Origin of the sequence: Micromonospora sp. NPDC002296 (assembly GCF_040296145.1) — a bacterium.
GTDB lineage: Bacteria > Actinomycetota > Actinomycetes > Mycobacteriales > Micromonosporaceae > Micromonospora.
Genome location: NZ_JBEOWQ010000010.1, coordinates 139,871 through 162,770 on the forward strand (window position 1 = coordinate 139,871; position 22,900 = coordinate 162,770).

A 22,900-nucleotide genomic window follows, 5' to 3' on the forward strand; every position below is an offset into this window, starting at 1 on the left:
CGCGGATGCCCGCTCGCTGGGCGGGGCGGGTTCCCGGCCGCGGGTGTTGGACCGGCCGGGAACCCGCTGTGTCACCGCTCAGACGTTGACCGCCTCCGGCCGCTGGTCGGTGCTGCCGGCACCGGTGCCGCTGCCGTCGGTGTCGCCCATCGCGACGCCCTTGCGCTTGCTGAACACCACCGACGCGACGATGATCAGCGTGGCCACCACCGCGATGCCGACCCGCAGGCCGACGTTGCGCTCGTCGCCGACGCTCCATGCCACGACGGCCGGCGCGATCAGCAGCGAGACCAGGTTCATCACCTTGATCAGCGGGTTGATCGCCGGGCCGGCGGTGTCCTTGAACGGGTCGCCGACGGTGTCGCCGATGACCGTGGCGGCGTGGGAGTCGGAGCCCTTGCCGCCGTACGCGCCGTCCTCGACGAGCTTCTTGGCGTTGTCCCAGGCGCCGCCTGAGTTGGACAGGAACACTGCCATCAGGGTGCCGGCACCGATCGCCCCGGCCAGGTACGCCGCCAGCGCGCCCGGCCCGAGGCCGAAGCCGACCGCGATGGGGGCGAGGATGGCGAGCAGGCCGGGGGTCATCAGCTCGCGCTGCGCGTCCCGGGTGCAGATGTCGACGACCTTGCCGTACTCGGGACGCTGGGTGCCGTCCATGATCCCGGGCAGCTCGCGGAACTGCCGGCGGACCTCCATGACGACCGCGCCGGCCGAGCGGGACACCGCGTTGATGGCCAGGCCGGAGAAGAGGAAGACCACCGCCGCGCCGATGATCAGGCCGACCAGGTTGCGCGGGTTCGCCACGTTCAGCGAGTTGAGGATCTCCGCGCCGACGTCGCCCACGCCCGCGTCGGCGTACGCCGTGCGCAGCGTGTCGGTGTACGAGCCGAACAGCGCGGTCGCGGCCAGGACCGCCGTGGCGATCGCGATGCCCTTGGTGATCGCCTTGGTGGTGTTGCCGACCGCGTCCAGCTCGGTGAGGATCCGGGCGCCGTTCTCGTCGATGTCGCCGGACATCTCGGCGATGCCCTGGGCGTTGTCGGAGATCGGGCCGAACGTGTCCATCGCGACGATCACGCCGACGGTGGTGAGCAGGCCGGTGCCGGCCAGCGCCACGGCGAACAGCGACAGCGTGATGGAGCTGCCGCCGAGCAGGAACGCGCCGAAGACGCCCGCGCCGATCAGCAGCGCCGAGTAGACCGCCGACTCCAGGCCGATGCTGATGCCGGCGAGGATGACGGTGGCCGCGCCGGTCTGTGAACTCTTGCCGATGTCCTGCACCGGGCGGCGGTTGGTCTCGGTGAAGTAGCCGGTCAGCGCCTGGATCGCGGCGGCCAGCACGATGCCGATGACCACCGCGGCGATGGTCACCCCGCGCGGGCCCAGGGGCGGGTCCCCGCCGTCGACGCCGAGGCTGGCCCGCCACTCGGGCCCGAGCAGGTCGGCCCAGGTCGGCTTCAGGTAGGCGTAGGAGGCGATCGCGACCAGCACCGCCGAGACCAGGGCGGAGATGTAGAAGGCCCGGTTGATCGCGGTGAGGCCGTTGCGGTCGGAGGCGCGCAGCCGGGTGATGAACACGCCGACGATCGCCACCAGCACGCCGATGGTGGAGATGATCAGCGGGAGGACCAGCCCGTCGTTGCCGAACGCGGCCCGGCCGAGGATCAGCGCGGCGACCAGCGTGACCGCGTACGACTCGAACAGGTCGGCGGCCATGCCCGCGCAGTCGCCGACGTTGTCGCCCACGTTGTCGGCGATGGTGGCGGCGTTGCGCGGGTCGTCCTCGGGGATGCCCTGCTCGACCTTGCCGACCAGGTCGGCGCCGACGTCGGCGGCCTTGGTGAAGATGCCGCCGCCGACCCGCATGAACATGGCCAGCAGGGCGGCGCCGAAGCCGAAGCCCTCCAGCACGGTCGGGGCGTCGCCCTTGAACAGCAGGACAACGAGCGCCGCGCCGAACAGGCCGAGACCGACGGTGAGGAAGCCGACGACGCCTCCGGTACGGAAGGCGATCTTCATGGCGCCCTCCCGGCCGCCGGTCACCTCCCGGGCAGCGGCGGCGACCCGCAGGTTCGCGCGGGTGGCCAGCCACATGCCTGCACCGCCGATGAACGCGCTGAACAGGGCGCCCACCACGAAGAAGGCGGACCGACCGATCTTCACCGCGATCTCGCTGCCATCGGTGTCGTGCACCGGCAGCAGGAAGAGCAGCACCACGGCGATCACCACGAAGATCGCGAGGGTCCTGAACTGCCGGAGCAGGTAGGCCGAGGCCCCCTCCTGTACTGCCCCGGAGATCTCCTGCATGTTGGTGGTGCCCTTACCGGCTGCCAGCACGGCCTTGGTCAAGGCGGCGGCGAAGACGAGTGCCACCAGCGCGATGACCGCGGCGATGACGACGTACGTCAGGTTGGCTCCGGTAAGGGACAGTGCGCCGCCCTCGGCGGCCAAGGTCCCGGACATCTGTGTCCTCCTGTACCGAACGCTCGCGCCGGCCGTGGAGACGCAGAGACCGACGCCTGGATGCGGACTCGCAAGCGCGCCGACCCGCCCCAGCGGGCCAGCGATGAACACCCATACCCGCTGGCTGCGGGAAGGATCACTTGCTGACAACCCGCGTACTGTAGCCCTCCGTAGTGCCGGAGGTCACATCACTGGGCACCGTGTTCGGATGATCTTCGTCGCTGTGTTATGCGAAAAAATCTGATATAAGGCCCGGGAACGACGGAAGGGCCGCCCTCCCGGTCGGGAGAGGCGGCCTGATCAGCGAATCAGTTGGTTGAGCGGTGGGTCAGCCAGCGAAGTTGATCGACGGGTCAGCGGGAGTCAGTGGCCCACCGGCCAGACCATCCGGACCTCGGTGCCCACGCCCTCGTCGACCGGGCGCACCTGGAGGTCCTCCACGAAGCCGGCGAGCAGGGCGAAGCCCACGCCGGTGGTCAGGTCGTCCTCGTCCAGCGACTCGTTGGCGAGCTGGTCGGCATCGAGCGCGGTCAGGCCGATGCTCGCCTCGATCGGCGCCCGGTCCACCACCCGCACCGAGTACGACCCGGTGTCGGACATCTCCACCAGCACCGGGTCGGGCACGTGGTACTGCCGGTGCAGGGCCACCGCCCGGGTGCACGCCTCGCCGATGGCCAGGCGCACCTCGTCGAGCAGGGACTCACGCACGCCGGCCCGCCGGGCCACCGCGACGCCGACCAGCCGGGCGGTGCGGACGTGCACCGGCGCCGGCGAGAAGGAGAGCCGGACCGTGGCCATCAGGCGCCGGCACCGGTCGGATCGGCCCCGATGGCCGCGTCGACCGTCGGGTACAGCGGGAACACCTGGTCCAGCGCGGTGATCCGGAAGATCTTGAGCAGCGGCTCCTTGTCGCAGACCAGCGCGAAGCTGCCGCCGACCGAACGCAGCCGCTTGAGCGCGCCGACCAGCACGCCGAGGCCGGTGGAGTCGAGGAAGTCGACCCGGCCCAGGTCGACCACGACGTGACGGGCCCCACCGTCGATCAACTCCAAGAGCCGTTCCCGCAGCCGGGGCGCGGTGTAGACGTCCACCTCACCGCCCACCTCGAGCACCGTGTGCTCCCCCACGGCACGGGTCGCCAGCGACAGCTCCATCGGTCCTCCTCGCAAGAGTCGTAAACTCTCCTGGGCATCTAACCATCCCCGCCGCCGGCGTTCGTGACGTCACCGGTGGAGGTTCCCCCTTACCCACACCCATGCCAGCCAACTCCGAACACTTGTGCGAGAGTGCAGGACGTGAGCCCCGCAGCAACCGTATCCGCAGGCCGCGGGCCCGACCGCCCGCCGGTGGGCGCACCGGCCGAGCTGCTGCGCCAGCTGCGTGCACGTACCGGCGCCGACCCGGTCACCCACGTCGAACGGGTGCCGGCCCGGGCCGGGGAGCAGGTGCCGTGGCCCGAGTGGACGCCCGAGGAGCTGCGGGCGGCGTTCGCCCGGCGCGGCGTGGTCGCGCCCTGGCGGCACCAGTCCCGGGCCGCCGACCTGGCGTACGCGGGCAGCAGCGTCGTCGTCGCCACCGGGACCGCGTCCGGCAAGTCCCTGGCGTACCAGCTCCCGGCGCTGGCCACCCTGCTCGCCGACCCCCGGGCCACCGTGCTCTACCTGGCGCCGACCAAGGCGCTCGCCGCCGACCAGCTACGCGCCGTCGCCGGCCTGGAACTCGACGGGGTACGCCCCGCCTGTTACGACGGGGACACCCCGCGCGCCGAGCGGGACTGGATCCGCCGGCACGCCCGGTTCGTGCTGACCAACCCCGACATGCTGCACCACGGAATCCTCCCCGGGCACGCCCGCTGGTCCGGCTTCCTGCGCCGGCTGGCGTACGTGATCGTCGACGAGTGCCACACCTACCGGGGGGTGTTCGGCTCGCACGTCGCGCACGTGCTGCGCCGGCTGCGTCGACAGTGCGCCCGCTTCGGCCGTACCCCCGTGTTCATCCTGGCCTCGGCCACGTCGGGCGACCCGGCGACGGCGGCCGGGCGGCTCACCGGCCTGCCGGTGGCCGCCGTCACCGAGGACGCCTCCCCGCGCGGCGGGGTGACCTTCGCCCTGTGGGAGCCGCCGCTGCTGCCCGCCGACGCCGATGCCACCGTCGCCGACCTCGCGCCGGTGCGCAGGTCGGCGCTGCGGGAGACCGCCGACCTGCTCGCCGACACGGTCGCCGCAGGGGTACGTACCCTCGCCTTCGTCCGGTCCCGCAAGGGCGCCGAGGTCGTGGCCGCCAACGCCCGCCGCGCCCTGGACGAGGCGGTCCCCGGGCTGGGTGAGCGGGTGGCCGCCTACCGGGCCGGCTACCTGCGCGAGGAGCGGCGCGAACTGGAACGGGCGCTGCTGCACGGCGATCTGCTCGGGCTCGCCTCGACCAACGCGCTGGAGCTGGGTGTCGACCTGGTCGGGCTGGACGCCGTGCTGATCTGCGGGTGGCCGGGCACCCGGGCGTCGCTGTGGCAGCAGGCCGGCCGGGCCGGGCGCTCCGGCGACGAGGCCCTCGCGGTGCTGGTGGCCCGGGACGACCCGCTGGACACCTACCTGGTACACCACCCGGAGGCCCTGTTCGGGCGGCCGGTCGAGGCGACCGTGCTCGACCCGGCCAACCCGTACGTGCTCGGCCCGCAGCTCGCCTGCGCGGCGGCCGAGGCCCCGCTCACCCCGGCCGATCTGGAACTCTTCGGTGAGGGCGCCAAGGAGGCGGTGGACGACCTGGTCGCGGCCGGGGCGCTGCGGCAGCGGCCGACCGGCTGGTACTGGCGGCACCGCGAGCGACCCGAGGTCGACCTGCGCGGCGAGGGCGGGGCGCCGGTGTGCGTGGTGGAGGCGGCCACCGGACGCCTGCTCGGCACCGTGGACGGCGGCTCGTCGCACTTCCTGCTCCACCCCGGCGCGGTCTACCTGCACCAGGGCGTCTCGTACGTGGTCGACGCGCTCGACCTGGCCGACGGCTGCGCGCTGGTGCACCCCGAGGAGCCGGACTGGTCCACCCACGCCCGGGACGTCACCTCGCTGACCGTGGCTTCGGTGCGCTCGTACGTCGACGCCGGCCCGGTCGGGCTGTTCCTCGGCGAGGTCGACGTGACCAGCCAGGTGGTGTCGTACCAGCGGCGGCGGATCGCCTCCGGCGAGGTGATCGACACCCGGCCCCTGGACCTGCCGGCCCGGGAGCTGCGCACCGTCGCGGTCTGGTTCACCCTGTCCCCGGAGTCGATGACCTCGGCGGGGATCGCTCCGGCGGACGTCCCCGGGGCGCTGCACGCCGCCGAGCACGCCGGGATCGGGCTGCTGCCGCTGATGGCCACCTGCGACCGGTGGGACATCGGCGGGCTCTCCACGGCGCTGCACCCGGACACCGAGGCCCCCACCGTCTTCGTGTACGACGGCCACCCGGGCGGGGCGGGGTTCGCCGAGCGGGCGTACCGGACGGCGGCGCAGTGGCTCCGGGCCACCCGCGACGCGATCGCCGAGTGCGGCTGCGAGGCGGGGTGCCCGTCCTGCGTCCAGTCCCCGAAGTGCGGCAACGGCAACAACCCGCTGTCGAAGCCGGACGCCGTCCGGGTCCTCGACGTGGTGCTGGCCAACCTGCCGGCCGACCATCCGCCCCGGCAACCCGGGCCAGCCGACGCGCCCGACGCCGAGCCGGCCGGGGGCGGGGAGCCCGATCGGGTGGCGGCGTCCGGAGCGCAGGAATAGATCACGGCCCGGCGGGGCATTGATGCATGGGAGCGCTTCCATGCGCTCGTGTACCCCACCACCGCCCGAGCACGTGTTACCCGCCGGAGGAGGAGTCGTGGCCGACACCATCGCCGAGACCGTCGACCTGCTCTACACCATCGACCAGGACCAACTCACCCCCGACCAGCAGATCGCCCTCGGCAGCGCGCTGGCCGCGCTGGCCCAGGCGGAACGGCTGGAACAGATCAACGAGCGGCTGCGCGGCATCCACCAGGTGCTCAACGCCTGGGCGCTCAAGGCCACCATCGACGGCGGACGCTGAGGACGGAAACTCCCGGGCCCCCGCGTCGCGGCCGGGGTCGGATGCCGAATCGGGGGCTGTGCGACACTCCGGCGACGTCCTGAAGGAGATTTGATGCAGCTCGACGCCTTGCAGCACCAGCGGCAGTTCCACATCCGGCAGCGGATCCGGATGATGGTCAACCAGTACCAGGTCCACGCCGTCGCCCCCGACGGGTCGGAAGGCGAGATGCTCGCGTTCGCGCAGCAGAAGCGGCTCGCCTTCAAGGAACAGGTGACGATCTACACCGACGACACCAAGCAGTACCCGCTGCTGGGCTTCAAGGCCCGCCAGCGGCTCGACCTCGGCGCCACGTACGACGTGACCGACCACGCCGGCAACCCGATCGGGCTGTTCCGCAAGGACTTCGCCCAGTCGCTGCTCCGCTCGACGTGGCACGTCGAGCAGGCCGGGCTGCCCCAGGTGACCGGCCAGGAGCGGAGCATGCCGGTGGCGCTGCTGCGCCGGTTCGTGGACTCGCTGTCCTGGCTGCCGTACCACTTCGACTTCACCGCGGGCGGCCAGCCGGTCTTCTCGGTCGTCAAGAAGTGGGGCCTGCGCGACCGGTACATCGTCGAGGTGCAGAACCCCCAGGTCGACCGCCGGCTCGTGATCGCCATGGCGATCGGCCTGGACGCTCTCCAGGGCCGCTGACCGTCACTGCCTCCGGGGCGCGTGCCGATTGCGGTACGCGCCCCGGCTGCTCCGGCTGCCGATCAACCCCGTGACGGCGAACGCCCAGCGCGTCCAGCTGCCGATCGAGCTTCTGCCCGCCGGCAGCACCGGACGTCGCGGCCGGGGAGGCGTACCGGCAGCAGACCTACGTCGGTCAATCCCGGTGCGGTGACCGACGAGCGGGAACCGGGGGCTGGTCTGCGTCGAGCCGGCAGTACCAGACGCTCAAGGCCGTGGTGCGCCGAGCCCAGCGGCGTGAGTCCGCGTACGGACGCCCAGGTTACCGAGGGCCAAAAAACAGAAGATCAATACTCCGAGGAGGGCCTGCGCGACCAGCGCCTCATGGAAGGCGGGAACGGGCAGGCCGTGGGCTCGTCCGAAGGCCGCCCCGAGCGGATACATCGACAGGGCCACGACACGGCTGGCCACCACCACGAGGGCCAACCACACGAGGGCACGCTGGACGGGAAGGAACCGTACGGACCAAATGCCCATGACGTGAACGACAAGCATCGTCACCGGCAGCCCGACCACCATCTCCATCCGGTCGTCGAAAAGTTGCTCTTCGTCGCCTGTCGCCTCAATCGGCTCGAAGCCCGAGACCACCCCGGTCACGACGGCGACCGCGAGGTAGACCGCCACGGTCAGGAGAACGGCGCGCAGGAGGATCCGGGGAGCACCGTGACCCGGCGCTTCGCCCGATGGGCTCATGCCTCGATTCCGCCTGATCACCACGAGCGCGCCGACAACGGCCGCGGCCACCTGGGTCGACTTCTTGGCCGCGTCGGTGCTCCACCCGAGCGCCGTAAGGACGAGATACAGCGACGGAAACATCAACACGATCAGAAACGTCGCAGGGATGCTCGACCTCGTGGAAGTCACCCAACCGCCCTTACGCCAGTGTGTGCCGCGCGGGAGTCGGCCGGTCAGGCCAGGATAGGCGGCGGCTCGTCGGAGGAGCCTTCCCGGAAGCGTCAGCTGAGCCGTCCAGGCGGAGCATCGGCCAGCTCGCGCCACGGCCCGTCGGGTGGGTCTGGCAACCCGATCTCGACGCGCCGATGCGCTCACGTCATGAAGGACTGAGGTCGGCAACCCATCGGAGCCATCTCCCGCCGGCAGTTCTGCGGGCTTGGGCATCCGGGCCCATCGCGACCACGCCGTCGGCGTCAGCCCGTGCCGGTCCGGCACGGGAGGTCACCGTGGCGACCCGGGTGAGGCCGGGTGCCGGGGTAACCGTCACCTCCGCCGTCACCACGGCGTCCGGCCCGTCCAGCCGACAGCCGGTCAGCCGCGCCCCGTTGGCCCGTACGACCTCGTCGGCGGACGCGCAGGCGACCTGTTCACCGGCCAGGGTCCGACCCGCCCCGGCGAGCGCGCCGAAGTCCGCCGCAACCCGGGCCTGTTGCCGGGCGACCCGCGCCGCACCGACCGCCGCCCCGAACAGGCCCACCACGACGAACACCAGCCCGACCGCGAGCAGGCACACCGTCGCCCCGCCCCGCTCGCGCCCAGCCCGGAGCGTGCCGGCACCTCGCCACCGAACGCCGGAACTTCCAGGACGCCGGGCCCGATGCCCGCGCCCGCCGTGGTGTTCGCGGGCATTCCCGGCCCGATGCCCCCGACCGCAGTGGTCTGCGCGGGCCGTCACGGTTGCGGTCCCGGGGTGCCCGGCTCGACGGCGGCGACCGCGGTGGCGGTCACGGTTATCCGGGGCAGGCGGGCACCGAGGGCACGTACCGGTGCCCGTACCGTCGCGGTGACCCGATCGCCGTTGCCCACGACCGAGACCTCGGCCCCCGCCGGGGCCGCTGCGGCTCCCGCCGCACCTCCGGGCTGGCCCCGGGAGGCGGCCAACGCCGCCTCCCGGGCCGCTCCCAGGCAGGCCGCCTTCGTCACGACCGCGTTGACGGCGGTGAGCCCGGCCAGCAGGAGCAGCAGCAACGCCGGCAGGCCGGCGGCCAGTTCGGCCGTGAACGACCCGCGGTCCCGTGGCGACCGGGACGAACACGGCCGCGCCGACGCGGTCGGCCGAGCCGGCCCCGGCCGTCGCCCGGGCACTCGCCGCTCACCCCTCGCCTGCCGGCGGTCGGTCACTTCAGCGCCCGGTCGATGACGGCGGTCAGCGCGGACTGCACGTTGCCCGACGTCAGCACCTTGAGCAGGATGCCGGCGAACGCGACGGCGGCAAGGGTGCCGACCGCGTACTCGGCGGTGTTCATCCCGGCATCGCCTCGCAGGCGATTGAGGATCATGCGCATGCTCTTCCCTTCTGAACGTTCGCCGTCGGCCGGGCGACCGGCGGCGCTCACAGGACGTCGCCGAGGACGGCGACGATCACCGGCACCAGGCCGGCGAGAATGAAGGCCGGCAGGAAGCAGAGCCCCAGCGGCAACACGATGAGGACCCCGGCCCGACGAGCAGACGCCTCGGCGGCGGTGGACCGGTCGGCGCGCAGGTCGTCGGCGAGGCGGGTCAGCGCGCCGGCCAACGCCGCGCCGCTGCTCGACGAGCGCAGCGCGGCACCGGCCAGCCGCTCGGCACCCGGCACCGGAACGAGGTGCGCCCAGGCCTCCTCGGGGCCGCCACCGAGCAGCAGGGTCCGGCCGACCCGGCCCAGGCGGTCGGCCAACGGGCCGCCGAGCGACTCCGCGACCGCCAGCACGGAACGGTCCACCGGCGCGCCGGCCCGCAACGCGGCCGCGAGCAGGTCCGCCGCTAGAGGCAGGTCGGCGGCCTCCCGGAGCCGCCGCTCCCGGACGGCGGGGGGCTCGATCCGGCGCAGACCCCGGTCCGCCGCGACGGCGACGACGGCGCCACCCAGGAACCCGGACCAGCCACCGATGACCACGACGGTCGCCACCCCGGCGAGGCCCGCCCCGAGCCGGATCCGGTCGGGCCACCACGCCGGTCTCGACTGCGCGGTCGACCCGGCCCGCCCCTGCAGGCCACGCAGGCGACGGGTGGTGCCCGCTTGCGAGCCGACGGAGAGGGCGAGCGCCGCCGCCGCGACGAGGCAACCGGCCGCCACCGTCTGCAGGGTCATCAGCGGCTCCCGTCCGGCACCGCGCCGAGGCGCTCCGTCCAGAGCAGCCCGGCCGACTGGAGGACGACGGCCGCGATCGCGCAGCCGCCTCCGACGGGTGTGTGCAGCAGGACCTCGACCGGGTCGACGCCGACCCCGTACCCGAGCCCGATGCCGCCGAGCGGCAGAGCCGCGAGCAGCAGTGCGGTGGCCCGGGCCCCGGCCGCCTGCGCCGCCGCGCCGGCCAGCCCTCGGTCGGTGGCTCGGGCGTCGGCCTCGACGCGTTCCAGCAGGTCGGCCAGCGGAGCACCGGTCCGGTCCGCGAGCCGGATCGCCGCCTGGGCCAACCGCCCCAGCCGGTCCGGATCGGGCGCGGCAACGGCCGGCCTGCCGGCGTCCGGGGCCGGACCGGGGATCAACCCCGGATCGTTCACCGTCCCGGAGGCGGCCGGCGCACCATCGGGGACCGGCGGGGCTCCGACGGTCAGCGCGACCTCGACCGGTGGGACGGTGGTGGCGGTCGGGGCGACCTCAGCCGAGGGCAGGCGAACGGTCAGGGTGGCGGCTGCGGTCAGCACCGGCACGCCGGCACGCAGGTCCGCGGCGAGGGCGCTGAGCTGGTCCAGGCTGTTCCGTCGGGCGCGCTCAGCGGCACGCGCGAGGCCTCTGCGCAGCACCGCCCGCGCGGCCAACGCCCCGTACGTGCCGACCACCACGGCGGCCACGGGCCCGGCCAGCAGGCCACCTGCCCCAGCGCCCACCGCTCCCGCCAGCAGCAGGCTTCGCCGGGGCGAGGCGGACAGCCACCCGGGCACCCCCGGCCGACGGCTGCCCGCCGCGCCGGCGGGAAACCACCCCGGCGACGACCCGGTACGCCAGTTCCCGGCACCGGGGAGCAGCCAAGCCAACAGCGAGCCTCGCTGCCCCGGCAGGGCGACCTCGAACCGGTCCAGGGTGGCGGTGGGCCGGCGCGGGTCACGACGACCGGGCGGCCCAGACCGTCCGCCGCAACCGAACGGGTCGGGCGGCCTGGACGGGCCGGACCTCGGGGACGGCCCCGACGGGCCGGACAACGGGGACGCGCCGGAGAAGGGGCGTGGGCCGGAGGCATCGCGCGGGCGGGATGGCGGGCGCGGGCGGGACTCACCGGACGGTCCGGAGAGCGGACGCGGGCCGGGCGGCCTGCCCGGGGCAGGGCTCGGGCCGCCATGTTCCCCCGGCACCGCCCCGTTCCGGGGGTGCCGCCCGGGATCCCGGGCGTCGCGGGGGTCACGCTGCCGGTTCGACGCCCCGCCGACAGCGCTCGGCGCGGCATCCCCGGTGGGGGTACGTACCGCACCGACACGATCGGCCCGGTCAACGGGTGACGACGGCCGGCCCGGAGGCGAACCGAGCAGTCGCCGTCGCCGGGACCGGCTGCTGCGCAGCGGCCACGCCACAGCCGCAGCGGCGACGACGAGAAGGGCCGCCACCAGCCAACCCGCCCTGGTCACTCGGATCCTCCCTGCCGGGACCCGCCGCCCGGCACCTCGAACCGGTCGCCCCGATGGGAGCGGCCATCCCGATCGGGGTGGCCAGGCCACACCTCGCAGAGGACGGGCGGGACGGGCACGTCCCGCTCGCGCAGCAGCGTGCCGAGGACCGCTGCGGCGGGGCCCGGCCCGTGGCCGCGTACCCAGGCGGGGACGACGGTGATCAGGCGGTCCGGTCCCTCGGGGAGCAACAGGCAGACCGACTCCAGCACTCGGCCCCGGGCACCCCGACGGACCTGGAGCAGCACCTGTAGCGCGGCGGCGACCTGAGCGTGCAGGGCGGCCCGGGGCAGCCCGCCCAGCATCCCGAGCGCCTCCAGCCGGGCCGGCACGTCGGACGGTGCGTTCGCGTGCAGCGTCCCCGCCCCGCCGTCGTGACCGGTGTTCAGGGCGGCCAGCAGGTCGACGACCTCCCCGCCCCGGCACTCCCCCACGACCAGCCGGTCCGGCCGCATCCGCAACGCCTGCCGGACCAGGTCGCTGAGCCCGACCGCGCCGGAGCCCTCCACGTTGGAGGTGCGGGCCTGCAACCCGACCACGTGCGGGTGTACGGGCCGCAGCTCGGCGGCGTCCTCGACCAGGACGATCCGCTCGGTACCCGGGACCAGCCCCAGCAGCGTGTTGAGCAGCGTCGTCTTGCCGGAGCCGGTGCCGCCGACGACCAGGTACGCGAGCCGGGCCGCCACCACGGCGGCCAGCACCGGCGCGACCGGCCGGGGCACGGTGCCCTGCCGGACCAGGTCGTCGAGGGTGAACGGGCGCTGCCGGAAGGTGCGCAGGGACAGATAGGGCCCGTCCGTCGCGACCGGGGGCAGCACGGCGTGCAGCCGGGTCCCGTCGGGCAGCCGCGCGTCCGCACAAGGAGAGCCGTCGTCCAGGCGGCGGCCGGCTCCGGCGGCGAGGCGCTGGGCCAGCCGGCGGACGTCGTCGATCGTGCCGAGCGGAACAGCGACCTGGCGCAGGCCCTGCCCCCGGTCCACCCACACCCGGTTCCCGTTGACCAGCACGTCGGTCACCTCTGGGTCAGCGAGCAGGGGCGACAGCGGACCCGCGCCGACGAGGTCGTCGTGCACCCGGCCGGCGATCCGGAGGACGGCGGTGTCGCCGAGGACCGCCGCGGCGGGCTCGGCGCGTACGGCGGAGACGACGGCGGCCGGGGTGACCGGAGTGTCCGCGGCGGCGAAGCGCTGGCGTACCCGGCTCGAAAGCTCCTCGCCGCCAGGAGGCGCGGTCATGCCGCGCCCGAGGCGGGCAGGCCGGTCAGTTCGCCGACGATCCGCTGGCAGAGCGCGGCGAGCGGGCCACGCCCGTCGGCGGCGGGCGCCTCACCCCGTTCCAGCCCCCGGCACAGGCCCGGCTCCGGTCGCAGCGTCCCGGCCAGCGGCAGCCCCAGGGCGCGGGCCACCTCGACGGCCTTCAGTCGCCCCGGGGCCGGTCCGCGTACGACGACGGAGAGCTGGGCGCAGTGCGGCGCGGCGGCGGCGACCACCCGGGCCGCCGCCGCAGTCGCTCGAAGCTCGGCCGGCACGACCAGAAATGCCTGGTCGGCGGCCTGCAGCGCGAGCACGGCCGGGTCGTCGAGGTGCCGGGGCACGTCGGCCACGACGAAGTCCCGCCCCCGGCGGGCCGCCTCCAGGGTGGCCGCCATCGCCTGGGCGGGCAGGGCCAGCAGGTCCCCCCGGTCCCACGAGAGCACCACCAGGTCACCCCGGCTGGGCAGGGCCCGGACCAGGGCAGGCGGGTCGACCCGGCCGTCGGCGTCGGTGAGCGCCGGCCAGCGCAGCCCCTCCAGTTGCTCCCAGCCGAGCACCAGGTCCAGCCCACCGCCGAGCGGGTCGACGTCGACGAGGAGGGTGCGCAGCCGGGCCCGGGCGGCGGTGACGGCCAGCCCGCCCGCCAGGACGCTCGCCCCGGCGCCACCCCGCCCGCCGAGCACCGCGACCACCCGGGCCACGCCGTCGCCGGCACGGTCCGGGGCGCACTCGGCGAACCGGTCCACCAGCCACGGCTCGGCGGCCGGGAGGACGGCGACGTGCTCGGCCCCGATCAGCTCGGCGATCTCCCAACCGGGGTCGAGCTGCCCGGAGCGGCCCACCAGGACCATCCGTGGCCGGCGTGGTAGTCGCGCCCGCAGGCACGCCTGGGCCTGGTCGTCGCCGACCAGCACCAGCGGCGCCGGTGTCCACCGGGACCTGGCTGCGGCCGGGTCGGCGGCCACCTCGACCTCGGTGCCACCGGCGGCGGCGAGCCGGAGCAGGTCGTCGAGGAGGTCGTCGTCCGAGGTCACCAGCAGGGGGAGCCGCCGGCGCGGTGGGAGCGAGGTACGGGGTGGCATCGCGGCCTCCAGCAGTCGGGCTCGGGGGTGCTGCCGCAGAGCGTGCCGGGAACCCGGCAGTCTCCGCCGGTGGTGCACACCCGCCTGTGGACAGCCGAGGCCGCTGTGGACAACGCCCGGAAGACGAGTCGATCTGCTATGGCGGTGCGCTCCGGAGCAGGTGGGCGGGCATCAACGCCGACCAGCGGGCGCACCGGCGAAATCGTTGGCTCGGAAAGACAAGGGCACGTGTCGCTCGGTATCGGCGGCCGGTGGTCAGGCAGGTGCCAGGATCAGCCATCCGAAGCCGACCACGTCGCGGTACCCGTTGAGGTATTCGTCGCGCCGCTGATCAGCGAACTCGCGCGCCTCCCGTGTGCCGAGGCGTTCGATGCCGGCACGCCAGTCGGACTCGAAGTCGTCCCACTCGGCGAGGGTGGACACGGACACATGCAGGGGCCGGAACCCTGCGTCCACGGCGAGTTGGGCCAGGGTCGCCAGGTCGGGCAGGTCACCGAAGGTCTCCCGGACCTGGTCGCCGGGGCTGGCCTGGTAGAAGCCATCGGCGAACAGCAGCTTGCCGCCGGGCACGGTGAGACGGTGCAACGCGGCGAGGGCGTGCGCGGCACCGCCCCAGATCTGGCTGGCTCCGACGTTGACGACGAGGTCGGCGGGCCGGTCCCAGGTGGCGGCATCCGCGCTGTGGTACGTGACCCGGGCGGACGCTCCCCTCTCCGCCGCATGCCGCCGGGCCCGTTCCACGCCCTCGCCACGATCGACGCCGTGGCCGGCGATGCCGTGGGCCTCACACAGCCGCAGGAGCAACTCGCCGTTGCCGCAGCCCAGGTCCAGGGCACGCCAGTCGGCCCCGGTGGGAACCAGCCGTCGGATCAGGTCAGTCACCCGACCCTCGCTCAGCGGCGAGTTGAAGGTCAGGTTGGCCGCGGCAGCGGCCAGGTACGTCTTGGCGTCCTGGTCGGTCACCGGCACACGGTACGCGTGTCCCGACTGCCCGGGGAACGTCGAAGGCCCCGGCCGCGGCCGTCGCTTCCAGCCAGGGTGTCAGCGAAGCGGGCGGAAGAACCTCCGCACGTCGTCCACCAGGAGGTCGGGTGCCTCCAGGGCGGCGAAGTGGCCGCCACGGCTGAATTCGCTCCAGTGCACCACGTTGTGGTCGCGTTCGGCGAGGGGACGGAGGGTGATGTCGTTGGGGAACACCGCCACCCCGGTCGGGACCGGTGACCTCGGACTGGCCTGGCCCCAGGTGCGGGCGTCCTCGTAGTAGATCCGGGCGGCGGATCCGGCGGTGCCGGTCAGCCAGTACACCGAGACGTCGGTGAGGATCAGGTCGCGGTCGATGGCGTCCTCGGGCAGGCCGGCGCTCGGGTCGGTCCACTCCTTGAACTTCTCGACGATCCACGCGAGCTGACCGACCGGCGAATCGGTGAGGGCGTAGGAGATCGTCTGCGGCCGGGTCGACTGGACGATGGCGTACCCGGACATGTCCCGGCCCCAGGTCGTCATGAACGCGAGGCGGGCCTGGTCGGCCTCGGTGAGGCTGGCCAGCTCGGCCGGATCGCCGGAGGGGAAGGTGCCCAGGTTGTTGACGTGCACCCCGATCACATGGTCGAAGTCGATTCGGCCGAGCTCCGGGGTGATGATCGCTCCGGTGTCGCCGCCCTGGGCGCCGTAGCGGTCGTAGCCGAGGCGCTTCATCAGCTCGGCCCATGCCTGGGTCACCCGGCTGGTGCCCCATCCGGGTGCGGCGAGCGGGGTGGAGAAGCCGAAGCCGGGCAGGGACGGGGCCACGACGTGGAAGGCGTCGGCGGGATCGCCACCGTACCGGGCGGGATCGGTCAGCGGGCCGATGACGTTCATGAACTCCACGACCGAGCCGGGCCAGCCGTGGGTGACGATGAGCGGCACCGCTCCCGGCTCGGGCGAACGAACGTGCAGGAAGTGCACGGTCTGTCCGTCGATCTCGGTCGTGAACTGGGGAAACTCGTTCAGCCGAGCCTCATGGGCGCGCCAGTCGTACTCGGTGCGCCAGTAGTCGGCCAGATCCCTCAGATAACCCAGCGGCACCCCGGCCTCCCAGCCCGTGGCGGGCGACTCGTCCGGCCAACGGGTGGCGGCGAGCCGCTGGCGCAGGTCGTCGAGGCGGTCCTGGGGAATTTCGATCCGGAACGGGGTGATTTGGTCGCTCATGAACATCACACTACGGACGAGCTAGGACAGCTCTGGTCCTAGCTTCCTGGCAGACTCGGGCCATGTTGGAAACCTCCGCCCGGTTGCTGCGGCTACTCGGGCTGCTACAGACACCCCGCGAGTGGTCCGGCGCCGAGCTGGCGCAGCGCCTTGAGATCGACGTACGGACTGTGCGCCGCGACATCCAGAAGCTGCGTGACCTCGACTACCCCGTGCACGCCACCCCCGGCGCTGCCGGTTACCGGCTCGGCGCGGGAACGAAGCTCCCGCCGCTGCTTCTCGACGACGACGAGGCCGTCGCTGTCGCCATCGGGCTGCGCACCGCCGCCGGCGGCACAGTCGCCGGCATCGAAGACACCTCGCTACGCGCGTTGGCCAAGCTCGAACAGGTCCTGCCGTCGCGCCTACGGCACCGGGTCAACCTGCTGCACTCGGTCACCCTCACGGTCCCCGCCACCGGCCCCACCGTCGACCCGGACGTGCTGGTCGCCATCGCCACAGCCTGCCGCGACCACCAGAGGCTCCGCTTCGACTACCGTCGCCACGACGGCGCCTCGTCGGTACGCGACGCCGAACCCCACCGGCTCGTCCACAGCGGGCGACGCTGGTACCTCATCGGTTGGGACACCGACCGAAGCGACTGGCGCACCTACCGTGTCGACCGGATCCAGCCGCGCATCCCGACCGGACCCCGATTCACGCCACGACAGGCACCCGCCGCCGACTTCGCCACGTACCTGACCCACGGCGCGTCCACCGCCTCCTACCGCTACCAGGCCAAAATCACTTTGTACGCCTCGGCGGAGGCCGCCGCCGAGCGGATCGCGCCCACCGTCGGCGTCATCGAAGCCATCGATCCGGATACCTGCATGCTGTACACCGGGTCGGACTCCCTGGACGAGATCGCCGTCTACGTCGCGCTGTTCGGCTTCCGCTTCCGCATCCACGAGCCACCCGAGCTGATCACACACGTCCGAGGCCTCACCGCCCGACTGATCGACGCTGTCGAGGCCTACTGAGCAGCGTGGTGGCGGCCGGCCCCGCGTAGCGATTCGCTTCGACGTGGTGCAGGACGAGGATGGCCTGCACGATTGCGGTGGCGCGGCGGGGGCAGCAGCGCAGCTTGGCCAGGTTCTTCCAGGTCTTGAAAGCGGCAATGGCTCGTTCGCCACGAGCGCGGATCCTCTACAAGCGGTCGATCCGGCGCACGGTTCGGCGTGGTCCGAATTCGATTGACGGATGATTGAGCGGGTTCTACGGTCGCGCGATGCGACCCGGAGAGATCGTCGTCGTTGTCGAGCAGGTACGCGCTCTGATCGACGAGCAGTTCCCCGAGTGGTCGGACCTGCCGATCGTTGCGCAGCCGTTGAACGGCACCGACAACGCGCTGTTCCGGCTGGGTGATTCCCTGACCGCACGGCTGCCGCGGGCGCAGTGGGCGGTCGACCAGGTGGCGACCGACACGACCTGGCTGCCACGTCTGGCGCCGCATCTTCCGGTGTCGGTGCCGGTGCCGATCGCGGTTGGCCGGCCGGGCGGGGACTATCCGTGGCCGTGGACGGTCGTCCCGTGGCTGGACGGCCGCAATCCGGGAGCCGGGCAGGACCTCGTCGACCTCGCCGTCGACCTCGCCGGCTTCGTGCGCGCGATGATCGCGATCGACCCGATGGGCGGGCCGGTCAAGGAGGGGATTCAGCGCGGCGTACCTCTGGTGCAGCGGGACGAGCTGACCCGCCGGTCGATCGCGGCGCTGGGCGACCGGATCGACGGGCGGGCGGTGACCGCAGCGTGGGACGAGGCGATGGCGGCGGACGAGTGGCCCGGACCGCCGGTATGGCTGCACGGTGATCTCCTGGAAGGCAACCTGCTGGTCGACCGGGGCAGACTCACCGGGGTGATCGACTTCGGCAGTCTCGGCCGCGGCGATCCGGCGGTCGAGGTGCGGCCGGGCTGGAGCCTGTTCGATGCCCGCGCGCGGGCCGCCTACCGGGAGGCGCTCGGGTTCGACGAGGCGACCTGGGTGCGGGGGTGGGCCTGGATGCTGTCGGGGTCGCTCTACTGGCTGGCGGACCTGTGGGACTCGATCAGCGAGGACAACCGCGAGGACACGATCCGCTACATCGAATACATCGTGCGTCACCGCCACGACTGACCTGCGGTGCCGCTGCGAGCAGCATGACCGCTGTCTTACCTGGAGCCTCGCCTTCATCGATCTCCGGGCTCGCCGCCTCCACCCTGAGCTGCAAGATCAGCTTGAAAAGGCTCAATGACTCCGTACGGGTGTACCCCCGCACCCGTTCAGGCCCGCATATGCGATCTGGGCCGCCTCGGTTGCATGACGGGGGCGATTCGTCGTTGCATGATCAAACCCGCCGGCTGGACGAAGATCTCCCGACGGGCGACGGCCTCGCCCTTGGCATCGAGCTGGTACCCGTCGAGCCAAACCCAGCCGTCGTAGGTGATCAAGTCAGTCCGAACCTTGATCAATCTGAACATCATCGGCCTGACGAACTGGACGCTGCATACGGCGGTTATGTACAGGACGTCGCCGGCCTTGAGTTCGATCATCGGCGCGGGCCGTACCGACGCCAGGCGGTGATCCGGTTCTTGGCCGCCCGAACCAGCGGACACCAGCCGCTCGGGCCGCAAACGGCGCACCGGCGGTGCCTGTGCCAATCGAGCGTGTGCCAGGCGGCCCGTATCAACAGGGGCAGCCGACGCGCGGTCACTTCGCCCCCGCCCGGCAAGACCCAGCAGCGCGGGTGAGGTCAAGCCGGTCCCTGCTCCTCCAGAGCCACGACACGCAAGAGTCCCACCGAAAGTCCTGGCGCAGCTTCACGAGTTCGAGGTTCCGGGCGTCGTGCAACCTCATCGATGCCTCCCACGGGGTCCGGTTTTCTGCGGCACCCCGGCCCGCCGGGCTCCGCCTCCACCAGACCGGGGGTACCGCGCCACCGATCACACACCCTCCATTACCCCCGTGTCAATGTTGGCACGTTAACCATGTCGCGCCTGGCTTGCCGCGTGCATAGCATCGCGCGTCCTTTAGCGTGTTAAGCTGCGCGTGTCAACCATGGCGCGAACGCGCTGTTCTACCTTGCTGACATGACCGATGAGGTGCCGGGGCCACTCGTCGCCGCAGGCGAGATTCTGAAGATGCTGGGCGTGGGCCGGTCGAGGTTCCGCGCCATCGCGCTGCACCCGAACTTCCCGCGCCCGTTCCAGACGTTGTCGGTCGGCTCGGTGTGGCTGCGGTCAGACGTCGAGGCGTACATCCGGGACTACCGCCGCCCCCGGCCGCCAGCAGACGAGGACGCCCCGGGCTGACCAAACGCCCCCGTACGGGAGGCGGCGGCATCGGGTGGAAGTAAGGGCCGGAGGCCGCCCGCAGGGCAGTCGCGCAGCCCACTGGGCCGCAGTACTGGGACCTGGTTCAGCAGGGCCAGCAGGCGCGGGCCCTATGGAAGGATCCGGCCATGAACCCCTTCGCTGCACCACTGGACGGCATGAGCACCCTGGTGATCGGAGGTGGAGGCGAAGGCATCGGGCGCGCGATCTCACGTGCCTTCGCTGCGGCCGGCGCAGCCGTCGCCGTCGCCGACGTCGATCCGGACCGGGCACATGATGCCGTTCATGAGTTGACCGAGTCTGGTGCCCGCGCGGTTCCGCTCGTCGGTGACGTGCGCTCGCGCTCGGATCTGGACGGGTTCGTCACCCGCACCACCGGCGAGTTCGGTCGGCTCGACACACTGGTGACCGTCGTCGGAGGGCAGGTCGCGTTCGTACCCGCGGTGCGCCTGCACGAGATGGACGACGACGACTGGGATCTGGCGTACGAGATGAACCTTCGCTATGTGGCGCGCGCGGCCCGGGCTGCCATCCGTGCCTTCCTGTCCCAAGGCGACGGCGGGTCCATCGTCAGCGTCGGGTCCGTCGCGGGCGTCATGGCCGCGCCCATGCAGGCTGGCTACGGTGCTGCCAAGGCCGGGCTCGCCAGCCTCGCCAAGACCGTCGCTGCGGAGTACGCCGGCGACGGCATCCGCATGAACGTCGTGGCCTGTGGTGCCATCGCAACGGCGGCGGCGAATTCCGCCCAGCGCACCGCGGAAGTCCCTGAGATTCCGATGGGTCGAATCGGCATCCCTGATGAGGCCGCCGCGGCAGCTGTCTACCTGGCCTCTCCGCTTGCGGCCTACGTGACCGGGCAGAGTCTCGTCGTCGATGGAGGAGTCACTGTACGTGGCCCGTTCCCAACCTAGCCATGGAGGCGCGGTCGGTAAGCGGCGCGCGGGTGAAGATCCGGTTCAGACCGTGTTGCGGTAGCCGACGCTGATGACCCGCTGGGCCGTCTCGTCGTAGTACTTCGGATCGCTCGGGGCGAACGTGCCGAGGCCGTCGACGTACCGGTTGACCATGCAGAAGGCAGCCGCGATCAGCACCGTGTCGTGGATCTCCTCGTCGGTGGCGCCCTCGGTGCGCGCCGCCCCGACCAGTTCGGGGGTGACGCTGCGCCCACTGTGCTGCACGGCCCCGGCGATGTGCAGCAGGGCGCGCAGCTTGGCACTGACCGGGGCGTTGTCCAGGTCTGCGCGTACCTGGTCGACCAGGGTCATGCCCTCGTCGAGCAGGGCTGCGGCGAACGCCGAGTGCGCCGAGCAGCAGTAGGTGCACTCGTTCAGGCCGGAGACGTACGAGGCGATCAGCTCGCGGTCGGCCGTCGACAGGCTGAGCGGCCCACGCAGCAGGGTCTCGGCCAGTTCCATCATCGGCTTGCCGGTCACCGGCCGGTACTTCAACGGGCCCCGGACCCCGGGAAACTCGTTCTCGTCCACGCCCAGGTCGATGTGTGCCATGACGTCACGCCCCTATTCGGCTAGCGGGTGAAACTTCGGGTGACCGGTACGGGTCAGCGGTCCAGCACCGGCAGGTAACCATGGCTGGCGACCCGTCCGGCCGGTCCCAGATACCACTCCTGGTCGTCGGGTACGAGCGTGCCGAGGCCGTCGACGTACCGGTTGAACATGCAGTACGCCGCCGCGATCAGGACCGTGTCGTGGATCTCCAGGTCGGTGGCGCCCTCGGCACGGGCGGCCTCGACCAGTTCGGGGGTGACCTCGCGTCCGCTGACCTGGACGGCCCCGGCGATGTGCAGCAGGGCGCGCAGCTTCGCAGAGATCGGGGCGTTGTCCAGGTCGGCGTGAACCTGGTCGACCAGGGTCATGCCCTCGTCGAGCTGCACGGCGGCGAAGGCCGAGTGCGCGCCCTGGCAGAACCGGCACTCGTTGCGGCCGGAGACGTACGCGGCGATCAGTTCCCGTTCCCCGGGGGTGAGCGGGTGCGGCCCGCGCAGCAGCGCCTCGTTCAGCGCCAGCAGGGGGCGGCCGGTCTCCGGCCGGTAACGGATCAGGCCGTGGATGCCCAGGTAGACCTGCTCGTCCTGGCCAAGGTCGATATGTGCGATGACCTGATGCTCCGGGTTCTGCTCGTGGGCGGGCGGGGTTCGGTCCGGTGGCGTCGGCCGGAGTCGTCAGACGACCTGCCGGTAGCCTGCGTTGACGATGCGCCCCGACGCCCGCTCGTACCACCCGGGGTCGGCCGCCGGTTGGGTGCCGAGGCCGTCGACGTACCGGTTGAACATGCAGAAGGCCGCCGCGATGAGCACCGTGTCGTGGATCTCCAGGTCGGTGGCACCCTCGGCACGGGCGGTCGCAACCAGTTCGGGGGTGACCTCGCGTCCACTGACCTGGACGGCCCCGGCGATGTGCAGCAGGGCGCGCAGCTTCGCGGAGATCGGGGCGTTGTCCAGGTCGGCGCGCACCTGGTCGACCAGGGTCATGCCCTCGGCGAGCTGCGCCGCCGCGTACGCCGAGTGCGCCGAGCAGCAGTAGGTGCACTCGTTGCGGCCGGAGACGTACGCGGCGATCAGCTCCCGTTCCCCGGGGGTGAGCGAATGCGGCCCGCGCAGCAGCACCTCGACCAGCTCAAGCAACGGTCGACCGGTCTCCGGCCGGAAGCGCAGCGGCCCACGGACGCCTGGGAGCTCGGTCTCATCCACCCCTAGATCGATGTATGCGATGGGGTCACTCTCCTGAATCTCGAAGCCGGTCCCTGATCGTGGTTGAGGATCAAATCTAGTGAGTCCACAGTGGCATCTCAAGGGTGTGCGCCGGCTGCTTCTCGGGCCCGCTCGTGACCGCTACGCGCCCCGGCTACGGGCCCATGGATGACCCGTGACGGCCTCGGAATCACGCATACTGCCGATCATGGTGTCAATCGTGACGACGGTGGACCAGACTCGGCGCTGGAGCGGCGAACATGCGAGTGGTGTGACGATCACCCGCGTTACCGAGGTACCGGCAGGCGTTTCCGTGAATATGTTGAAGCTCGATCCCGATGGCTACGTGAGGTACGTCGAACTCACGGACCATGAGGCACTGTGCGTGCTCAGCGGCTCTGGCTGGGTGGAAGGGCAGGGCTTGGACCGGACACCAATCGCCGAGGGAATCACCATCTTCGTGGGACCGGAGGACGACATCACGGTGCGGACCGGCGACGGTCTTGTCTTGCTCTCCATATTCGGTGGCTGGATGCTTCCGGGGTGAGGAAGTCGCACAGTCGCGA

23 protein-coding genes and 4 pseudogenes are annotated in these 22,900 nt (G+C 72.3%); 8 read left to right on the forward strand and 19 right to left on the reverse strand.

The genetic code is table 11. From position 1 onward, the window contains the following. Positions 1-78: 78 nt before the first annotated feature. The 3 genes from ABT023_RS11610 to ABT023_RS11620 all read right to left on the reverse strand — a co-directional run bounded on the left by ABT023_RS11610 (position 79) and on the right by ABT023_RS11620 (position 3,617). Positions 79-2,463: a sodium-translocating pyrophosphatase gene (locus tag ABT023_RS11610; RefSeq protein ID WP_350884266.1), complete on the reverse strand. Its 2,385-nt coding sequence runs from the start codon at positions 2,461-2,463 to the stop codon at positions 79-81. Positions 2,464-2,826: 363 nt separating this feature from the next. After that, positions 2,827-3,261 (reverse strand): ATP-binding protein, encoded by a 435-nt coding sequence (locus ABT023_RS11615; protein ID WP_350884268.1) that lies wholly within the window; start codon positions 3,259-3,261, stop codon positions 2,827-2,829. After that, on the reverse strand, positions 3,261-3,617 hold the full coding sequence (locus tag ABT023_RS11620) for an STAS domain-containing protein (protein ID WP_350884270.1): 357 nt from the start codon (positions 3,615-3,617) through the stop codon (positions 3,261-3,263). Before ABT023_RS11620 ends, ABT023_RS11615 begins: the two co-directional genes overlap by 1 nt. Positions 3,618-3,749: 132 nt before the next feature. Here ABT023_RS11620 and ABT023_RS11625 point away from each other — a divergent pair, with 132 nt between their 5' ends. The 3 genes from ABT023_RS11625 to ABT023_RS11635 all read left to right on the forward strand — a co-directional run bounded on the left by ABT023_RS11625 (position 3,750) and on the right by ABT023_RS11635 (position 7,182). Then, complete coding sequence (locus ABT023_RS11625) at positions 3,750-6,206, forward strand: DEAD/DEAH box helicase (protein ID WP_502890645.1); 2,457 nt, start codon at positions 3,750-3,752, stop codon at positions 6,204-6,206. Between the two features lie 97 nt (positions 6,207-6,303). Continuing rightward, the gene (locus ABT023_RS11630) at positions 6,304-6,510 is read left to right on the forward strand and encodes a hypothetical protein (protein WP_350884274.1); all 207 of its coding nucleotides are present in this window, start codon (positions 6,304-6,306) and stop codon (positions 6,508-6,510) included. Between the two features lie 93 nt (positions 6,511-6,603). After that, complete coding sequence (locus ABT023_RS11635) at positions 6,604-7,182, forward strand: LURP-one-related family protein (RefSeq protein WP_350884276.1); 579 nt, start codon at positions 6,604-6,606, stop codon at positions 7,180-7,182. A 246-nt stretch (positions 7,183-7,428) separates the two neighbouring features. Here the strand turns inward: ABT023_RS11635 and ABT023_RS11640 are convergent, their stop codons facing one another. From ABT023_RS11640 to ABT023_RS11685, 10 genes and pseudogenes are all read right to left on the reverse strand, one after another. Beyond that, entirely contained in the window at positions 7,429-8,043 is a 615-nt protein-coding gene (locus ABT023_RS11640; RefSeq protein WP_350884278.1) for a hypothetical protein, read from the reverse strand. Between the two features lie 331 nt (positions 8,044-8,374). Then, positions 8,375-8,851 (reverse strand): annotated as a pseudogene (locus tag ABT023_RS11645) (Rv3654c family TadE-like protein); the annotation flags it as partial. After that, the gene (locus ABT023_RS11650; RefSeq protein ID WP_350884344.1) at positions 8,848-9,165 is read right to left on the reverse strand and encodes a TadE family type IV pilus minor pilin; all 318 of its coding nucleotides are present in this window, start codon (positions 9,163-9,165) and stop codon (positions 8,848-8,850) included. The gene ABT023_RS11650 and the pseudogene ABT023_RS11645, both read right to left, overlap by 4 nt. Before the next feature lie 128 nt (positions 9,166-9,293). Continuing rightward, entirely contained in the window at positions 9,294-9,461 is a 168-nt protein-coding gene (locus ABT023_RS11655) for a DUF4244 domain-containing protein (protein ID WP_350884280.1), read from the reverse strand. Positions 9,462-9,508: 47 nt separating this feature from the next. Next, a complete protein-coding gene (locus ABT023_RS11660) occupies positions 9,509-10,246 on the reverse strand; it encodes a type II secretion system F family protein (protein ID WP_350884282.1) in 738 nt (245 codons plus the stop codon). Further along, positions 10,246-11,028 (reverse strand): annotated as a pseudogene (locus ABT023_RS11665) (hypothetical protein); the annotation flags it as partial. The gene ABT023_RS11660 and the pseudogene ABT023_RS11665, both read right to left, overlap by 1 nt. Before the next feature lie 686 nt (positions 11,029-11,714). Beyond that, positions 11,715-12,992, reverse strand: coding sequence for a TadA family conjugal transfer-associated ATPase (locus tag ABT023_RS11670; RefSeq protein ID WP_350884284.1), 1,278 nt, complete (start codon positions 12,990-12,992; stop codon positions 11,715-11,717). Continuing rightward, positions 12,989-14,092: a septum site-determining protein Ssd gene (gene ssd, locus ABT023_RS11675; RefSeq protein WP_350884286.1), complete on the reverse strand. Its 1,104-nt coding sequence runs from the start codon at positions 14,090-14,092 to the stop codon at positions 12,989-12,991. The genes ABT023_RS11670 and ssd overlap by 4 nt, the downstream gene beginning before the upstream one ends. 255 nt (positions 14,093-14,347) lie before the next feature. Further along, the gene (locus ABT023_RS11680) at positions 14,348-15,055 is read right to left on the reverse strand and encodes an SAM-dependent methyltransferase (RefSeq protein WP_350884288.1); all 708 of its coding nucleotides are present in this window, start codon (positions 15,053-15,055) and stop codon (positions 14,348-14,350) included. A 78-nt stretch (positions 15,056-15,133) separates the two neighbouring features. Then, on the reverse strand, positions 15,134-16,267 hold the full coding sequence (locus ABT023_RS11685) for an epoxide hydrolase family protein (RefSeq protein WP_350884346.1): 1,134 nt from the start codon (positions 16,265-16,267) through the stop codon (positions 15,134-15,136). A 74-nt stretch (positions 16,268-16,341) separates the two neighbouring features. Between ABT023_RS11685 and ABT023_RS11690 the strand changes: the two genes are divergently transcribed. Next, positions 16,342-17,298 carry a helix-turn-helix transcriptional regulator gene (locus tag ABT023_RS11690; protein WP_350884290.1) on the forward strand — a complete coding sequence of 319 codons (957 nt, stop codon included), beginning with the start codon at positions 16,342-16,344 and terminating at the stop codon, positions 17,296-17,298. Here ABT023_RS11690 and ABT023_RS11695 read toward each other — a convergent pair. Beyond that, positions 17,261-17,464 (reverse strand): annotated as a pseudogene (locus ABT023_RS11695) (hypothetical protein); the annotation flags it as partial. The gene ABT023_RS11690 and the pseudogene ABT023_RS11695 sit on opposite strands and share 38 nt — an antisense overlap. Before the next feature lie 82 nt (positions 17,465-17,546). Between ABT023_RS11695 and ABT023_RS11700 the strand changes: the two are divergent. Continuing rightward, the gene (locus ABT023_RS11700) at positions 17,547-18,431 is read left to right on the forward strand and encodes an aminoglycoside phosphotransferase family protein (protein ID WP_350884292.1); all 885 of its coding nucleotides are present in this window, start codon (positions 17,547-17,549) and stop codon (positions 18,429-18,431) included. A gap of 146 nt (positions 18,432-18,577) precedes the next feature. Here the strand turns inward: ABT023_RS11700 and ABT023_RS11705 are convergent, their stop codons facing one another. After that, positions 18,578-18,847, reverse strand: coding sequence for a hypothetical protein (locus tag ABT023_RS11705; protein ID WP_502890652.1), 270 nt, complete (start codon positions 18,845-18,847; stop codon positions 18,578-18,580). Positions 18,848-19,384: 537 nt separating this feature from the next. On the opposite strand from ABT023_RS11705, the gene ABT023_RS11710 reads away from it, so the two are divergent. Next, positions 19,385-19,606 (forward strand): helix-turn-helix transcriptional regulator, encoded by a 222-nt coding sequence (locus ABT023_RS11710; RefSeq protein ID WP_350884294.1) that lies wholly within the window; start codon positions 19,385-19,387, stop codon positions 19,604-19,606. 179 nt (positions 19,607-19,785) lie between these two features. Beyond that, positions 19,786-20,538: an SDR family NAD(P)-dependent oxidoreductase gene (locus ABT023_RS11715; protein ID WP_350884350.1), complete on the forward strand. Its 753-nt coding sequence runs from the start codon at positions 19,786-19,788 to the stop codon at positions 20,536-20,538. A 45-nt stretch (positions 20,539-20,583) separates the two neighbouring features. Here the strand turns inward: ABT023_RS11715 and ABT023_RS11720 are convergent, their stop codons facing one another. From ABT023_RS11720 to ABT023_RS11730, 4 genes and pseudogenes are all read right to left on the reverse strand, one after another. Next, positions 20,584-21,132, reverse strand: a complete 549-nt coding sequence (locus ABT023_RS11720; RefSeq protein WP_350884296.1) for a carboxymuconolactone decarboxylase family protein — start codon at positions 21,130-21,132, stop codon at positions 20,584-20,586. A 53-nt stretch (positions 21,133-21,185) separates the two neighbouring features. Next, entirely contained in the window at positions 21,186-21,518 is a 333-nt protein-coding gene (locus ABT023_RS29090; protein WP_502890646.1) for a carboxymuconolactone decarboxylase family protein, read from the reverse strand. 15 nt (positions 21,519-21,533) lie between these two features. Next, positions 21,534-21,740, reverse strand: a pseudogene (locus ABT023_RS29095) (carboxymuconolactone decarboxylase family protein); the annotation flags it as partial. A 66-nt stretch (positions 21,741-21,806) separates the two neighbouring features. Further along, positions 21,807-22,355, reverse strand: coding sequence for a carboxymuconolactone decarboxylase family protein (locus ABT023_RS11730; protein WP_350884354.1), 549 nt, complete (start codon positions 22,353-22,355; stop codon positions 21,807-21,809). 199 nt (positions 22,356-22,554) lie between these two features. On the opposite strand from ABT023_RS11730, the gene ABT023_RS11735 reads away from it, so the two are divergent. Continuing rightward, positions 22,555-22,881 carry a hypothetical protein gene (locus tag ABT023_RS11735; RefSeq protein ID WP_350884297.1) on the forward strand — a complete coding sequence of 109 codons (327 nt, stop codon included), beginning with the start codon at positions 22,555-22,557 and terminating at the stop codon, positions 22,879-22,881. Positions 22,882-22,900 lie beyond the last annotated feature (19 nt).